The 15,189-nt window shown below is 64.4% G+C and carries 13 protein-coding genes; 7 read left to right on the forward strand and 6 right to left on the reverse strand.

Translation table 11 applies throughout. The features are described from left to right. Positions 1-24 precede the first annotated feature (24 nt). Positions 25-1,218 (forward strand): acyl-CoA dehydrogenase, encoded by a 1,194-nt coding sequence (locus tag ACLRDN_RS05230; RefSeq protein WP_413459267.1) that lies wholly within the window; start codon positions 25-27, stop codon positions 1,216-1,218. Between the two features lie 70 nt (positions 1,219-1,288). On the opposite strand, the gene ACLRDN_RS05235 is transcribed toward ACLRDN_RS05230, so the two are convergent. The 6 genes from ACLRDN_RS05235 to ACLRDN_RS05260 form a co-directional block, all read right to left on the reverse strand. Continuing rightward, positions 1,289-2,497, reverse strand: coding sequence for a CaiB/BaiF CoA transferase family protein (locus ACLRDN_RS05235; protein WP_413459268.1), 1,209 nt, complete (start codon positions 2,495-2,497; stop codon positions 1,289-1,291). Between the two features lie 73 nt (positions 2,498-2,570). Then, positions 2,571-3,371 (reverse strand): oxepin-CoA hydrolase, alternative type, encoded by an 801-nt coding sequence (locus ACLRDN_RS05240; protein ID WP_413459269.1) that lies wholly within the window; start codon positions 3,369-3,371, stop codon positions 2,571-2,573. Next, entirely contained in the window at positions 3,368-4,513 is a 1,146-nt protein-coding gene (locus ACLRDN_RS05245; protein WP_413459270.1) for an acyl-CoA dehydrogenase family protein, read from the reverse strand. Before ACLRDN_RS05245 ends, ACLRDN_RS05240 begins: the two co-directional genes overlap by 4 nt. A gap of 10 nt (positions 4,514-4,523) precedes the next feature. Beyond that, entirely contained in the window at positions 4,524-5,720 is a 1,197-nt protein-coding gene (locus ACLRDN_RS05250; protein ID WP_413459271.1) for an acyl-CoA dehydrogenase family protein, read from the reverse strand. A gap of 39 nt (positions 5,721-5,759) precedes the next feature. Then, entirely contained in the window at positions 5,760-6,950 is a 1,191-nt protein-coding gene (locus ACLRDN_RS05255; RefSeq protein WP_413460346.1) for an acetyl-CoA C-acyltransferase, read from the reverse strand. Positions 6,951-7,027: 77 nt separating this feature from the next. Beyond that, the gene (locus ACLRDN_RS05260) at positions 7,028-9,169 is read right to left on the reverse strand and encodes a 3-hydroxyacyl-CoA dehydrogenase NAD-binding domain-containing protein (protein WP_413459272.1); all 2,142 of its coding nucleotides are present in this window, start codon (positions 9,167-9,169) and stop codon (positions 7,028-7,030) included. 361 nt (positions 9,170-9,530) lie between these two features. Between ACLRDN_RS05260 and ACLRDN_RS05265 the strand changes: the two genes are divergently transcribed. The 6 genes from ACLRDN_RS05265 (at position 9,531) to ACLRDN_RS05290 (ending at position 15,132) form a co-directional block, all read left to right on the forward strand. Continuing rightward, positions 9,531-10,331, forward strand: a complete 801-nt coding sequence (locus tag ACLRDN_RS05265) for an IclR family transcriptional regulator (protein WP_413459273.1) — start codon at positions 9,531-9,533, stop codon at positions 10,329-10,331. A gap of 307 nt (positions 10,332-10,638) precedes the next feature. Then, complete coding sequence (locus ACLRDN_RS05270) at positions 10,639-11,823, forward strand: ABC transporter substrate-binding protein (protein WP_034340216.1); 1,185 nt, start codon at positions 10,639-10,641, stop codon at positions 11,821-11,823. A gap of 64 nt (positions 11,824-11,887) precedes the next feature. Beyond that, positions 11,888-12,760, forward strand: a complete 873-nt coding sequence (locus tag ACLRDN_RS05275) for a branched-chain amino acid ABC transporter permease (protein WP_034340218.1) — start codon at positions 11,888-11,890, stop codon at positions 12,758-12,760. A gap of 4 nt (positions 12,761-12,764) precedes the next feature. Beyond that, positions 12,765-13,739, forward strand: coding sequence for a branched-chain amino acid ABC transporter permease (locus ACLRDN_RS05280; protein WP_209532008.1), 975 nt, complete (start codon positions 12,765-12,767; stop codon positions 13,737-13,739). After that, entirely contained in the window at positions 13,726-14,430 is a 705-nt protein-coding gene (locus ACLRDN_RS05285) for an ABC transporter ATP-binding protein (RefSeq protein WP_413459274.1), read from the forward strand. Before ACLRDN_RS05280 ends, ACLRDN_RS05285 begins: the two co-directional genes overlap by 14 nt. Continuing rightward, complete coding sequence (locus ACLRDN_RS05290; RefSeq protein WP_311434326.1) at positions 14,431-15,132, forward strand: ABC transporter ATP-binding protein; 702 nt, start codon at positions 14,431-14,433, stop codon at positions 15,130-15,132. The last annotated feature ends 57 nt before the right edge of the window (positions 15,133-15,189 follow it).

Genomic DNA, 15,189 nt, shown 5'->3' on the forward strand with positions numbered 1-15,189 from the left:
TCCTGATGCACAAAAGAGGCTTCCATGAGCAAAACGCAGCAACGACATGCATTCGATTACGCCGACCCCCTGATGCTGGAGCAGCAACTGAGCGACGATGAGCGCCAGGTGCGCGACGCCGCTCAAGCTTACTGCCAGGACCGCCTGGCCCCGCGCGTGCTGGAAGCCTTCCGCCACGAGAAGATGGATGTGAGCATCTTCCGCGAGATGGGCGAGCTGGGCCTGCTGGGTGCGACCATCGACGAGCAATACGGTGGCGCCGGGTTGAATTACGTTTGTTATGGCTTGATCGCGCGTGAAGTCGAGCGCGTCGATTCCGGCTATCGCTCCATGATGAGCGTGCAATCCTCGCTGGTGATGACCCCCATCAACGCCTTCGGCACCGAAGCGCAGAAACAGAAATACCTGCCCAAGCTGGCCAGCGGCGAATGGATAGGCTGTTTCGGCCTGACCGAACCGAACCACGGTTCCGATCCCGGCAGCATGATCACCCGTGCCCGCAAGGTGGACGGGGGCTACAGCCTGTCCGGCAGCAAGATGTGGATCACCAACAGCCCGGTGGCCGATGTCTTCGTGGTGTGGGCCAAGGATGACGCAGGCGAGATTCGCGGCTTCATCCTCGACAAGGGGAGCAAGGGCTTGTCGGCCCCGGCCATCCACGGCAAGGTCGGCCTGCGTTCTTCCATCACCGGGGAGATCGTGATGGACAACGTCTTCTGTCCGGAGGAGAACGCCTTCCCCGATGTGCGCGGATTGAAGGGACCCTTCACTTGCCTGAACAGCGCGCGTTACGGCATCGCCTGGGGCGCACTGGGTGCAGCCGAAGACTGCTACGAGCGTGCGCGCCGCTACACCATGGAGCGCCAGCAGTTCGGCCGACCGCTGGCGGCCAACCAGCTGGTGCAGAAGAAACTGGCCGACATGCTCACGGAAATCTCGCTGGGCCTGCAAGGCTGCCTGCGCCTGGGCCGCCTGAAGGATGAAGGATATTCCGGCATTGAGCAGACCTCGATCATGAAGCGCAACAGTTGCGGCAAGGCGCTGGACATCGCCCGCATGGCGCGCGACATGATGGGCGGCAACGGCATCTCCGACGAGTTCGGCGTGGCGCGTCACCTGGTGAACCTGGAAGTGGTCAACACCTATGAGGGCACGCATGATGTGCATGCGCTGATCCTCGGCCGCGCCATCACCGGACTGGCGGCTTTCTCCAACTGAAGCGACATTGGCCTGCAAGCCGCCTGTACGGTGGCTTGCAGGCCAATGATTTGCTCTTTCGCTCTTCTCTCTACAGCACGCCCCGTTCGCGCAACGCGGCGATCTGCGCTTCTTCCATCCCCAGCAGTGACTGCAAGACTTCTCCCGTGCCTTCACCCAGGGAGGGCGGCGCCTTGCGCACTGGCAGGCGTTCGCCATCGAAACGATAGGGCGGTGCCAATACCTGCACGCTGCCCGCTTCCGCATGCGGATGCGTGCTGACCAGGCCGGCCGAGGTGGCGCGCGGACTGGTCAGGGCCTCATGCAGGCCCAGTACTTCACCGCAGGGAATGCCGGCCTGGTGCAGCTTGGCCAGCAGGTCGGCACGCTTGCGGGCCTTGAGTTCGCGGTTGATTTCCGGGACCAGCACGTCGCGATGCTGGCCACGGCTGACGTTGGTCTTGAAGCGCGCATCCTCGGCCAGGTCGGGACGGTCGATGACGCTGTGGCAGAAACGCTGGTACTGGCTGTTGGTGCCTACGGTAATGACCAGCCTGCCATCGGCCGCATCGAAGACGCCATAGGGAATGATGGAGGGATGCGCATTGCCATAGCGCGGCGGATCGTCGCCCAGGATCAGCGCTTCCAGCCCGTAATACGAGGTGATCATGACGCCGCAATCGAACAGCGCCATTTCCACGTGGCGTCCCTGTCCGGTTTGCTGGCGCTGGTACAGCGCGGCCAGCACGCCCTGAGCGGAATACATGCCGGTGAACAAGTCCACCGCCGCCACGCCCAGCTTCAACGGCGGCTGGCTGGCCTCGCCATTGAGCGACATCAGCCCGGATTCGCCCTGGATCACCAGGTCATAGCCGGGCCGCATGGCTTCGGGACCGCTGCTGTCGTAGCCGGTGATGGAGCAATACACCAGGCCGGGATTGTCGCGGCGCAGGGTTTCGTAATCGAGGCCAAATTTCTGTACGCCGCCGAACTTGAAATTCTGGATCACCACATCGCTCTTGCAGGCCAGCTGGCGCACGATGTCCTGGCCTTCCGCGGTCTGCAGGTCGACGCTGATGGAGCGTTTGTTGCGGTTGACGCTGTTGAAATACGCGGTCTCGGTGGAGCCGATGCGGGTACCCCAGTCGCGCGTGTCGTCGCCGCGTTCGGGGTGCTCGACCTTGATCACTTCGGCACCCAGGTCGCCCAGCACCATCGCACACCACGGTCCGGCCAGAACGCGCGAGAGGTCCAGTACGCGGACGCCGGCCAGCGGCAGAGATGCAGTTTGTTCAGTCATGTTGTCTCCTCATGGACGGGATGCGGATGACGTTTTGTTCTTCTGTATTTCGTGCTTGCGCATCCCGGTAATGCTATTCGTTTGGTGGCTGCCGCAGCCGCCGGAAATCGGCGGGCCGTTTTTCGAGGAAGGCGTGGATGCCCTCGGCTGCCTCATCTTCGCCCTGCGAGCGCACCATCTGCTGCGCTTCCAGTTCCAGTTGTTCTTCCAGCGTGGCACTGTAGGCATGCTGGCACAGATGCTTGATGCGAGCCATCGCCTGTGCCGGTCCGTCGGCCAGGGTGGCGGCCAGTTGCACGGCGGCTTGCAGTGCCTGTCCCTCTTCGGCCAGCTGGTTGACCGCGCCCATGCCATGCAGGCGTTCGCCATTGAAACGCTCGCCCGACAGGCACAGCTGGGTCAGCATCTGGCGCGACAGGAATTGCGCAAGGAAAGCCGTCACGCCGCCATCGGGCGTGAGCCCGACCTTGGCGTAGGCCACCGAGAACTGTGCCTGGCGCGTGGTCACCAGCAGATCGCAGGCCAATGCCAGCGACAGCCCGGCCCCGGCCGCGCCACCTTCGACGGCCGCAATCACCGGCTTGCTGCAGCGGCCGATATGCCGAATCAGATCGTGCAGGCCTTCCAGCTTTTCACGTCGTTGCGCGGGCGCCATGTTGCGGCGCTGGGCCAGCAGGCGCAGGTCGCCGCCGGAGCAGAAGAAGTTGCCGCCCCCGGCCAGCACGATGGTCCCCACTTGCGGATCGGCCTGGGCCTCGTCGAGCGCGGCCGTCAGTGCCGCGTACAGGTCGGCGTTGAGCGCATTGCGCGTGGCCGGATCATGGTTGATGAGCACGCGCACCGCGCCGCGCTGCTCGCAGAGGACTTCGCTCATGCCGGTAGTTCGCGGCCCAGCGCGATGTAGCGTTGCAGGTGGTGGTCTTCGTCGCCGAGCTGGTGATCGATCATCACCAGGCGCTTGGCGTAATGCGACAGCGGCAGTTCCCAGGTCATGCCGATGCCGCCATGCAGCTGGATCGATTCTTCGGCCAGCAGCGTGCCGATGCGGCCGATGCTGAACTTGGCCGCCGACAGTGCGCGCTCGCGCGTGAGGCGGTCCGCGTCCAGGGCCGCAGCGGCATTGATGACCGCCGAGCGCGCCTGTTCCACTTCCAGCAGCAGATCGGCCATGCGGTGCTGCAGGGCCTGAAAGCTGCCGATGGGCAGGCCGAACTGCTTGCGGGTGCGCAGGTAATCGAGCGTGGCTTCCTTGGCCACTTCCATCGCGCCCAGCGCTTCGGCGCACAGGGCCAGCACGCCGCGTCCGAGGATGCGTTCGAGCAGCGCAGTGCCATCGCCTGGGCTGCCCAGCAGAGCGTCGGCGGGCATAGATGCATCCTGCAGCAGCAGGTCGGCCACGCGGCCACCGTCGATGGTGTCGCTGCCGTGCAATTGCAGGCCCGCCGTGTCGGCCGGGATCAGGAACAGCGAGATGCCGTCGCTATCATCGGTCGCGCCACTGGTGCGCGCCGAGACCAGGAAGACATCGGCCGCTTCCGCGTGCACCACGACCGCCTTGTGGCCCTGCAGGCGCCAGCCTCCATCCGCCGCTTGCGTGGCGCGCGTGGCCACATGGGTGGGCGCGTAGTGGCTGTCAGCTTCCTCATGGGCCAAGGCGGCCAGCGTCTGGCCGGCGATGATCTGTTCCAGCAGGGCTTTCTGTGCGGACGTGCCAGCGGCGGCGATGGCCTCGCCGACCAGGATGGCGCTGCCCAGCAGGGGCTCCAGCAGCAGCCCGCGGCCGATTTCTTCAAACACCACGGCGATGTCGAAACCGCCACCGCCGTAGCCGCCATCTTCCTCGCGGAAGAGCGCGCCGATCACGCCCATCTCTGCCAGCCGTGTCCACATGTCGCGGCTCATGCCGGGTGCGGATTGCAGCAGGTGCTTGCGGGCTTCAAAACCATACTGTTCGGTAATGAGACGGCGCAGGCTGTCGGCCAGCATGCGCCGTTCTTCGGTGTGCTCGAAATTCATGGGCGTTTCCTCACAGGCCAAGGATCATCTTGGAGATGATGTTCTTCTGGATTTCATTGGAGCCGCCGAAGATCGACAGCTTGCGATTGTTGAAGTAATGCGCGGCCGCACCAGCAGCGGCTTCCGGACCCAGCGTGCCGCCGTCGTGGCCTTCTTCCAGCGAATTCCATTGATACGGGCGTGCATAGGGCCCCATGGCGCGGCGGGTGAGGGCGGTGATTTCCTGGCGGATCTCGGTGCCGCGTATCTTGAGCATGGAGCTTTCTGCACCGGGCGCACCACCGCCGGCCACCGCCGAGATGACGCGCAGGTTGGTGGTCTTCATGTTCTCCAGATCGATTTCCACGCGGGCCATGCGGGCCGCGAAGAGCGGATCGTCGGCCAGCGGGCGGCCACGGCTGCGTTGCGTGGCGGCGATTTTCTTCAAGCGTTGCAGTGCGGCCACCGAGAAGCCGATGCCGGCGATGTTGGTGCGCTCATAGGTCAGCAGGTACTTGGCGCAGCTCCAGCCGCGATCTTCCTCGCCGACCAGGTTTTGTACCGGCACGCGCACATCGGTGAAGAAGACCTCGTTGACTTCGTGCTCGCCGTCCAGCGTGATGATGGGGCGCACTTCCACACCCGGGGCGTTCATGTCGATGAGCAGGAAGCTGATGCCTTCCTGCTTCTTGGCCTCGCGGTTGGTGCGCACCAGGCAGAAAATCATGTTGGCGTAGTGGCCCAGCGTGGTCCAGGTCTTCTGGCCGTTGACGATGTAATGGTCGCCGTCGCGTACCGCATGCGTCTTCACGGCCGCTAGGTCGGAACCCGCGCCCGGTTCCGAATAGCCCTGGCACCACCAGTCCTCGCCATTGAGGATGCGCGGCAGCCAATACTGCTTCTGCGCTTCGTTGCCGTACTTGATCAGCACCGGGCCCAGCATGTTGACGCCGAAGGGCACGACGCGCGGTGCATGCGCCAGGCAGCATTCATGTTCGAAGATGAATTTCTCGATCACGGTCCAGCCGGTGCCGCCATATTCGCGGGGCCAGTGATTGGCCAGCCAGCCTCGTTCGTTGAGGATGGCATGCCATTGTTCCATCTCGTTGCGGCTCAGGTGCTTGCCGCTGGCCACCTTGTCCGACAAGGCCTTGGGCAGCTTCTCGGCGAGGAAGGCGCGCACGCTGTCGCGGAAGGCTTCTTCGGCCGGGGTGAAATTCAGATCCATTCCAGTCTCCTTGGGGATGCAGCGAAGCGATGCTGCGCTTCAATAGATTTCAAACAGGCCGGCCGCGCCCATACCTCCGGCAATGCACATGGTCACCACGGCGTAGCGGGCACCGCGCCGCTTGCCCTCGATCAGTACGTGGCCGGCCAGACGGGCCCCAGTCATGCCGAAGGGATGGCCGATGGAAATGGCACCGCCGTTGACGTTGAGCAGTTCTTCCGGGATGCCCAGGCGGCGCTGGCAGTACAGGGCCTGCGAAGCGAAGGCTTCGTTGAGTTCCCACAGGCCGATGTCTTCCATGCGCAGGCCGTGCCGCTGCAGCAGGCGCGGTACCGCAAAGACCGGGCCGATGCCCATTTCATCGGGCTCGCAACCGGCCACGGCAAGACCGCGGAACGCGCCCAGCACAGGCAATCCCGCGCGTTCTGCGGCGCGTGCTTCCATCATCACGCAGGCCGAAGCGCCGTCGGAGAGCTGCGAGGAATTGCCGGCCGTGATGAACTTGTCCGCGCCCATCACCGGGGCCAGCTTGGCCAGTGCCTCATAGGTGGTGCCGGGACGGTTGCAGTTGTCGGCCTCCACCGTCACCTCGCGCAGGCTGGTCTGGCCGCTGGCCTTGTCGGTAACCTGCATGGTGGTGGTGCAGGCCACGATCTCGTCGCGGTAGCGTCCCGCTTCCTGTGCCTCTGCGGTCTTGCGCTGGCTGGCTTCGGAGAAGCGGTCCTGGTCTTCGCGCGAAATGCCGTAGCGCGCGGCCACGATGTCGGCGGTCTCGATCATGGGCAGGTAGAGCTCGGGCTTGTGCTCGACGATCCACGGGTCCATGCCGCTGTCGCCGCTGTCGGTGGCGCTGCGGCTGCGGATCTGCGAGATGCTTTCCACACCGCCTGCGATCATGGCATCGGCGCCGTCGACGACGATGCGGCCGGCGGCCATCGCAATGGCTTGCAGGCCCGAGGCGCAGAAACGATTGACGGTGGTACCGGCGATGCTGATGGGTAGGCCCGCGCGCACGATGGCCTGGCGCGCGATGTTGCGCCCGGTAGTACCTTCCGGATAGCCGCAGCCGAGGATGGCGTCCTCGATCTGGCCCGGATCGATGCGCGCACGCTCCACGGCCGCGCGTACTGCGAAGGCCGCCAATGTCGGGCCGGACGTGACGTTGAATTCGCCGCGATGGGCCTTGGTCAAGGGAGTACGCGCAGTGGATACGATGACGGCTTCCCGCATCATGGAATTCTCCTGGAAGGATGGTGCAAGGGGGAGACCGGCAAGGCGCGCGGTCTCCGGTGAGTTCGGTTGAACGATCAGCCGGCCTGGTTCAGCGATTCAAAATTGGCACCGCGTTCGACCAGCTCCACCAGCAGCGGCGAGGGTGTCCAGAACAGCGGGTCTTCTGCAGCAAAGGCGCGGATGTCGGCCAGCACATTGGGCAGGCCGACCATGTCGGCGTATTTCATCGGGCCGCCGCGATGGCGCGGGAAACCGTAGCCGTAGAGGAAGGTGACATCCACATCCAGCGGACGCAGCGCAATGCGCTGATGGACCACATTGGCACCCTCATTGATCATGGCGGCCAGGTAGCGGCGTTGGATGTCTTCCTTGCTGAAGCTGCGCGGGGTGATGCCGGCACGCGCACGTTCTTCGTCGATGAGCGCCAGCACTTCCGGGTCCGGCGCGCCGCTGCGCGGACCCTCGGGATAGCGATAGAAACCGCGTCCGCTCTTTTGCCCGAACCAGCCGCGCTCGCACAGGCGGTCGGCAATATGGACGTAGCGCGCACGCGGATCGCGCGTGGCGGCGCGGCGCTTGCGGGTGGCCCAGCCGATGTCGCCACCGGCCAGGTCCACCACCTGGTACGGCCCCATGGCAAAACCGAAGTCGCGCACGGCAGCGTCGATTTCATAGGGCGACGCGCCATCTTCCATCAGGGCATCGGCCGCCTGGCGATAGACGGCCAGGATGCGATTGCCGATGAAGCCATCGCAGACCCCGGCGCGCACCGGCACCTTGCGCAGGCGCTTGGCCAGTTCGAAAGCCGTGGCCACCACGTCGCCGGCGACCTGGCGCGGCACCACGATTTCCAGCAGCTTCATCACATTGGCCGGCGAGAAGAAATGCAGGCCGATCACGTCCGCCGGACGGGAGATGCTGGCGGCGATCGCATCGATGTCGAGGTAGGAGGTGTTGGTCGCCAGCACGGCACCGGGTTTGCAGACGCGGTCCAGTTCGGCGAAGACGGCTTGCTTCACAGTCAGATCTTCGAACACGGCTTCGATCACCACATCGGCAGCGGCTAGGTCTTCATAACGGGTGCTGCCCTGCAAGCGCGCCAGTACGGCGTCGCGGGCTTCTTGCGTGAGACGGCCCTTGGCCACCTGGGCGTCATAAGTTTTTTCCACATGGCCGCGTCCACGTGCGAGGGCTTCGTCGTCGCGTTCGATCATGGTCACCGGCAAACCGGCATCGAGCACCGCCACGGCAATGCCCGCACCCATGGTGCCGCCGCCGACCACGCCGATCTGTTCGATGCGGCGCGGCTGGGCGTTGCGGGTCTCGGGGGCTTTCTGCACTTCGCGTTCGGCGAAGAAGGCGTGGATCAGGCCGGCGCGTTGCGGGCTGTCCAGGCACTGCAGGAAGAACTGGCGCTCCAGGGCGAGTCCTTCGTCGAAGGGCAGGGTGGTGGCGGCTTCCACCGCATCGATGATTTTGTGCGGGGAGAACAGGCCGCGCGATTTCTTGCCAGCCTCGTCGCGTGCGGCCGCAATGGCCGCTTGCGTGGCGGCGGTATCGGCCAGCCCTTTGCCATCACGGCTGCGGCGTACCGGGGCGTGCGTCTCCAGCAGGGCCTGCAGTTCGCGCAGGCCGGCCGCGCGCGCCTGGTCGGCGCTGTCGCCCTCGGCCATCTGGTCTACCAGACCGAGCGAGAGGGCTTCCTTGGCGCTGAGATGGCGCCCGCTCAACATCATCTCCAGCGCGGCCTGTGCACCGATCAGGCGCGGCGTGCGCTGGGTGCCGCCGGCACCGGGCAGCAGGCCCAGTTGTACTTCGGGCAGACCCAGGCGGGCGTTACCGAGGGCCACGCGGTAATGCGCTGCCAGCGCCACTTCCAGCCCGCCGCCCAGGGCCGCACCGTGGATGGCGGCCAGCACCGGCTTGTTGCAGGCTTCGATGCGATTGCACAGTTCGGTCAGCAGGGGCGATTGCGGCGGCTTGCCGAATTCGCGGATGTCGGCCCCGCCGATGAAGTTGCGGCCCGCGCCGGTCACCAGGATGGCGGCCACGCCTGCATCGGCCTCGCCCTCCTCGATGGCGGACATCAGGCCCCGGCGCACCGCCACCCCCAGCGCATTGACCGGCGGGTTGTCGATGGTCACCACCAGGATGGCACCTTCACGCGCCAGATGGACCGGGGGCGTTTCGCCCGCCGCCGTGGATTGCTTGGACATGCAGCAGTCTCCTGTTTTAGTTGGTTCGCATAGCGAAACGCAAGTTCGCAAATGGCTTTTGTCGGCAACGATACCGCATTTGCGCCGGATGTGTAAACCGTGCATACCGCAGCGGCCCGATCTGCACAATTGTCAGCAAGGGTCAGGCGGAGCGGGCGTTTGCGGCCGATGGCGAAAAAGGCAGGTTGAGCCGGGGGCCGCTGTTGGCGCTGTTGAAACGCCACATCCGGACCGCTTGTTTTGCAGAGCGGAACACACGTTCGCAAATAATTGACACTGCGATTTCAGGTGTGTACATTCCACAGCCAATGAGGGGCGACGTGACCATGCGGCACGGCCCTGCCACGCGGAGATGTGACGGATGGATGAGATTGTGTCGTTCAAGGGTGAGGATGAGAGCCACGACCGGCAGTTCGTCAATGCCCTGGCGCGTGGACTGGAGATCCTGCGGTGCTTCCGCCCCGGGGAGATCTACCTCACCAACACCGAACTGGCCAAGCGCACCGGCCTGCCCAAGCCGACCATCTCGCGTCTGACGCACACCCTGACCCGGCTGGGCTATCTCGAATATTCCGAAGACCAGGGCCGCTATCAGCTCGGCTCCGGCGTGCTCGCCCTCGGTTACTCACTCCTCTCCGGCATGGACGTGCGCAAGCTGGCGCGACCGGCCATGCAGGAGCTGGCCGACTATTCGCAATGCAATGTGGCGCTGGGCATCCGCGATCGCCTGAGCATGGTCTACATCGAAGCCACGCGCGGCCAGTCCGCCGTGACCTTGCGCCGCGACGTCGGCTCGCGCATTCCGCTGGCCACCACCTCCATGGGCCGCGCGCTGCTGTGCGCCTTGCCCCAGAACGAACGCGATTTCCTGATGGACCACATCCGCCTGCGCAATGAAGAGCAATGGCCCAAGGTCAAGGCCGGCATCGAGCAGGCCTTCAAGGATTACCAGGATCATGGTTTCTGCATTTCGGTTGGCGAATGGGAAAAGACCATCGGCGCCGTGGGCGTGCCCATGATCGATGCCAACGAAGAAAAGATCATGGCCTTCAACTGCGGCGGCCCGGCCTTCATGCTCACGCGCGAGATGCTGATGGAAGACCTCGGCCCGCGCCTGGTGAACGTGGTGCGCACGGTGGAAGCGAGCATGGGCCGCCATTGAGCGGCAGGCAGCAACGAACAGGTCACAACGAGCAACAACGAGCACGGAGACAGACGCGCCGCCATGCCGCAGGCATGAGCGGTTCGCAAAGGCAGTACCGCAGTTCCATCACAACAAAAACCAGAAGTCAGCGCCATCGGGGTCATGCAGACCCGTTTCAGCCATGGGTGTCCGGTGCCGTCCGGCCGGGATGCGCACGTTCGCAGGCGGCGTCGTGCGCCTGGCATCCATCGCTGAAGCGGGACGTCCCCGCGCAGGACAGACATCAACATCACTCAGATTCACTCAGATGAAAAAGGTGGAGACAATGACGAACAAGCATCAAGGCATCAAGCGACTGGCCCTGCTGGCCTGTATCGCCTCGGCACTGGCCGCTGGCGCGGGCAGCGCGGCCGCCGACGAACTCAAGGTCGGCGTGGAAATCCCGCTGACCGGCAGCCTGGCCCGCGTGGGCTCGGGCATGCAGGAGGGCATCAACGTGGCGGCCGATGTCTTCAACAAGACCAACGGCAAGCACAAGATCAAGCTGGTCACCATCGATGACGAATCGGCGCCGGCCAAGGCCATTGCCGCCGTCGAGAAGCTGGCCGGCGAAGGCGTGCTGGCCATCACCGGCGGCTACGGCTCCAACAACATCGCACCGGCTGCCGATGCGGCGGGCAAGGCCGGGCTGGTCTACATGACCTCCGGCGGCGTGGACGACAACCTCGTCAACAGCGGCCGCAAGAACTTCTTCCGTATCAACAACGTGGCCGGCTACCAGAAGGCCATGGTGGGCCTGCTCGACGACATGAATGCACGCTCGGTCTCCATCGTCTATTCCACCAAGGAAGCCACGGCAGCGCTGGCCAAGGACCTGGAAAAAGCCTGGGGTGCCAAGGGACTGAAGGTGACCTCGCACGCCTTCGATCCGGCCATCAGCGACTTCAAGCCCATCGTCAACAAGATCAAGCTGCAGGACAAGCCGGAAGTCATCGCCATGATCGGCTATGAAAATGACTACGTCGGCATCCTGCGCGCAGCGCGCGTGTTGAAGCCGGCGGTCAAGGCCATGGTCGGCGTGTGGTCGCTGGCCACCCCGAAGATGGCGCAGGACTTCCCGGACCTGGTGCCCAATGTGTATGGCACGGCGCTGCTGCCGTATCCGGCGCAATTCACCACGGCCGATGGCAAGCTCTTTGAAGAAACCTATCGCCGCCTCTACAAGAAGGATCCGGACTACCTGGGCCAGTTCGGCTACGTGCAATCGATGCTGTTGTTCGAAGCCATCGCCCGCGCCGCCGACAAGGGCACGCTGAAGAAGGATGGCGTGGCCGAAGAAATGCGCAAGACCGACCGTGAAACCCTGATCGGCCGCGTGCAGTTCGGTGCCAATGGCGACAACCTGAACTTCACCCACCACATGGGCCAGCACCAGGGCGACAAGGTCGCCATCGTCTGGCCCAAGGCGGCCGCCACCAACAAGATGAACTATCCGGCCGTGCCCTGGTAATGCCCGGGCGGCGCGCACGCTGCACGGGCGTGCGCGCCGTTGCCCACTCCAACGGAATGCAGACATGAATGAACTGATACTGCAAGCCCTGTACTCCGGGCTGCTGCAGGGGGGCTCCTACGCTCTCATTGCCCTGGGCCTGGCGCTGGTGTTCGGTGCCATGCGGGTCATCAACCTGGCGCAGGGCGAGCTGGTCTTGCTGGCGGCCTATATCGCCTACTCGGTGGAATCGGGCCTGGGCCTGAACCCGGTACTGGCCATCCCCATCGCGCTGGTGGTGGTGTGCCTGACCTCGGCCATCGTGTATTTCGTGGTCAGCCGCATCAAGAAGGACCGCGAGATCAATTCGCTGATCCTCACCTATGGCATTGGCGTCATCCTCACCAACGGCATGCTGCTGATCTGGAAGGCCGACATCCGTTCCACCAGTTCCGAATGGCTGCAGGAAGCCTTCGTGCTCGGCCCCTTCTACAGCATGCGCAGCGAAGTGCTGTTCTTCGGCGTGAGCCTGTTGATGATGGCCGCGCTCTGGTGGTGGCTCTCGCGCAGCTGGTATGGCCGCGCGGTGCGCGCCGTCTCCAGCAACCGCGATGCGGCCAAGCTCATGGGCATCAATCCCGGCTATACCGAACTGGTGTCCTTCATCGTGGCGGGCATCCTGGCGTCCTTCGCCGGGGTGGCCTTGTTCAGTTACGGTGTTATCAGCCCAGCTTATGGCGGAGTGCTCACGGTCAAGGCTTTCATTATTACTGTGCTGGCCGGTGTGGGCTCGATTCCGGGCGTGCTGATCGGCGCAATCCTGCTGGGCGTGGCCGAGGCACTGACCGTGACCCTGGCCAGCTCGGCCCTGCAGGAACTGGCCGGCATGGGCTTGTTCCTGCTGGTGCTGTTCATCATGCCCAACGGCTTGTTCGGCGTGCGCGCCAGAAGGGGATGAGATCATGACGATGAACAAGAACAAGCTGCCCGCATTGCTGCTGCCCCTGCTGCTGATCGGCGCACCGCTGCTGCTGGCGCAGGACCATTACGTGATGAGCCTGCTGGTGGCCTCGATGGTCATCGGCGGCATCGCGCTGTCGTGGGCGCTGCTGGGCAACCTGGGCGGCATGATCAGTTTCGGTCACGCGGCTTTCTTTGGCGTCGGGGCTTATACCTCGGCGGTATTGAGCATGAAATTCGGCGTGCCGGTATTGCTTGGATTGTTGCTGGGCGGCGTCGGTGCGCTGATCGCGGCGCTGGCGATGTTGCCGGTATTACGACTGCGCGGTCCGTATTTCGCGCTGGCGATCCTGGCGTATGCGCACATCTTCCGCATCCTGGCCACCGAGTGGACTTCGATGACCGGCGGCTCGGGCGGGCTCTCCAACATTGCGCGCCTGCCGACGGTGATGGGGGTGGACCTGTCGAGCAAGATCGGCGCGTATTTCGTGATCCTGCTGATCGTGGCGGTGTTTGCGCTGGTGTATGCGCGGGTGCGTGAGAGCCACTATGGACTGGCCCTGCGCGCCATGCATGAGAGCGAGGATGCGACCCGCGTGGTGGGCGTCAACAGCACCGTGCTCAAGGGCATGATGCTGCTGCTGTCGGCTTTCATGTGCGGCGTGGTGGGCGCCTTCAATGCGCACTACATCAGCTTTCTGGAACCGGACTATGCCTTCAGCGCCCTGTGGGTCACGATCCCCATCGTGGCGGCCATCTTCGGGGGCTATCGCAGCATCACCGGACCGGTGGTCGGGGCGGTGGTGGTCTACCTGCTGGACCAGCTGGTGTTCAAGAACATCATTCCTTCCGGCCATCAGCTGGTGCTGGGGGCCTTGCTGGTGGCGATGATCGTCTTCAGTCCGGACGGTTTGCTGCCACTGCTGCGCAAGCTGGGCAAGGGCAAATCAGCAGGAGGCAAGCATGCTGCAACTTGAAAAAGTCTCGGTGCGCTTCGGCGGCCTGACGGCGGTTGATGAAGTCACGCTGCAGGTCGGCACCGGCGACGTGGTCGGTCTGGTCGGTGCCAATGGCGCGGGCAAGACCACGCTCTTCAATGCCATCTCCGGACTGGTGCGTCCGACCAGCGGCAGTATCCGCTTCAATGGCGCCGACATCCTGCACGCGCCGCTGCACCGCCGTGCGCGGCTGGGCATCGGCCGCACCTTCCAGATTCCGCAGCCCATGCATGAACTGACGGTGCGGCAGAACCTGATCGTGGCGCAGCGCTTTGCCACCGGCAAGGTGGATGCATCGAAGATCGACGAAGTGCTGGCCTTCACGGGCCTGGCCGAAAAGGCCGAACGCGATGCCGCCACCGAACTGGCGCTGACCGAACTGAAGGCGCTGGAAGTGGCCAAGGCTCTCGCTACGCAGCCCAAGCTGCTGCTGCTCGACGAAGTGCTGGCCGGGCTGGAGACCAATGGCAAGCGCCGCTTCATGCAGATGCTCAAGGGGCTGCATGAGGCCTTTGCGGTGGGCATCGTCATCATCGAACACGACATCGAGACCATCAGCAACCTGTGTCCGCGCGTGGCCGTGCTCAACTTCGGCCAGCTCATCGCCGAGGGCGCGCCGGCGCAGGTGTTCAATGATCCGGCGGTCATCAAGAGTTATACGGGAGCGTGAATGCTTGAAGTCACCAACCTGCGCGCCGGCTACGGTGCCATCAATGTGCTGTGGGATGTCTCGCTGACGGTGGGGCAGGGCCAGCTGACCACCATCATCGGGCCCAACGGTGCCGGTAAAACCACGCTGCTGCGCGCCATCATGGGCCTGATCCCGATCGGGCAGGGCGAGGTCACGCTGGAGGGCAAAGTGCTCAATGGCATGCCGACCTGGGAGATGTCCAAGGTCTCGATGGCGATGATCCCGGAAGGGCGCATGATCTTCCGCGCCATGAGCATCGAGGAAAACCTCATCGTCGGTGCCTTCGCTCCGCAGCACCGTGCGCGTGTGAAGGACAACCTGGAGCGCGCCTACACCATGTTCCCAAAGCTGCGCGAACGTCGCCGCCAGCTGGCCGGGTCACTCTCGGGTGGCGAGGCGCAGATGCTGGCGATGGCGCGCGGGCTGATGTCCGAACCCAAGCTGCTCATCATCGACGAACCCTCATTGGGACTGGCGCCGGTGGTGGTCAACGAACTCTTCGAGATCCTGGCGCGGTTGAAGGCGGAGGGCCGCACCATCATCCTGGTGGAGCAGAACACCGAACGCGCCGTGGGCGTGGCCGATCACGTCTACCTGATGCAGGGTGGCAAGGTGATCCTGTCGCAGAAGGCCAGCGAGGTGGCGCTGGATCACCTGCATGATCTTTATTTCGCACGATGAGGTGGGGCGGCGATCTGCGCCGCACAGGTCCCGCCCCGCGTGAAGCTTGCTGCAAAA

Origin of the sequence: Herbaspirillum huttiense (genome assembly GCF_047300815.1) — a bacterium.
Lineage (GTDB): Bacteria > Pseudomonadota > Gammaproteobacteria > Burkholderiales > Burkholderiaceae_D > Herbaspirillum > Herbaspirillum huttiense_A.

What these genes read in the sequence shown, in the direction of transcription:
- ACLRDN_RS05285 (WP_413459274.1), top strand. Translation starts at nt 13,726, where the DNA reads ATGCTGCAACTTGAAAAAGTCTCGGTGCGCTTCGGCGGCCTGACGGCG.
- ACLRDN_RS05230 (WP_413459267.1), top strand. Translation starts at nt 25, where the DNA reads ATGAGCAAAACGCAGCAACGACATGCATTCGATTACGCCGACCCCCTG.
- ACLRDN_RS05290 (WP_311434326.1), top strand. Translation starts at nt 14,431, where the DNA reads ATGCTTGAAGTCACCAACCTGCGCGCCGGCTACGGTGCCATCAATGTG.
- ACLRDN_RS05270 (WP_034340216.1), top strand. Translation starts at nt 10,639, where the DNA reads ATGACGAACAAGCATCAAGGCATCAAGCGACTGGCCCTGCTGGCCTGT.
- ACLRDN_RS05280 (WP_209532008.1), top strand. Translation starts at nt 12,765, where the DNA reads ATGACGATGAACAAGAACAAGCTGCCCGCATTGCTGCTGCCCCTGCTG.
- ACLRDN_RS05260 (WP_413459272.1), bottom strand. Translation starts at nt 9,169, where the DNA reads ATGTCCAAGCAATCCACGGCGGCGGGCGAAACGCCCCCGGTCCATCTG.
- ACLRDN_RS05245 (WP_413459270.1), bottom strand. Translation starts at nt 4,513, where the DNA reads ATGAATTTCGAGCACACCGAAGAACGGCGCATGCTGGCCGACAGCCTG.
- ACLRDN_RS05275 (WP_034340218.1), top strand. Translation starts at nt 11,888, where the DNA reads ATGAATGAACTGATACTGCAAGCCCTGTACTCCGGGCTGCTGCAGGGG.
- ACLRDN_RS05235 (WP_413459268.1), bottom strand. Translation starts at nt 2,497, where the DNA reads ATGACTGAACAAACTGCATCTCTGCCGCTGGCCGGCGTCCGCGTACTG.
- ACLRDN_RS05255 (WP_413460346.1), bottom strand. Translation starts at nt 6,950, where the DNA reads ATGCGGGAAGCCGTCATCGTATCCACTGCGCGTACTCCCTTGACCAAG.
- ACLRDN_RS05240 (WP_413459269.1), bottom strand. Translation starts at nt 3,371, where the DNA reads ATGAGCGAAGTCCTCTGCGAGCAGCGCGGCGCGGTGCGCGTGCTCATC.
- ACLRDN_RS05265 (WP_413459273.1), top strand. Translation starts at nt 9,531, where the DNA reads ATGGATGAGATTGTGTCGTTCAAGGGTGAGGATGAGAGCCACGACCGG.
- ACLRDN_RS05250 (WP_413459271.1), bottom strand. Translation starts at nt 5,720, where the DNA reads ATGGATCTGAATTTCACCCCGGCCGAAGAAGCCTTCCGCGACAGCGTG.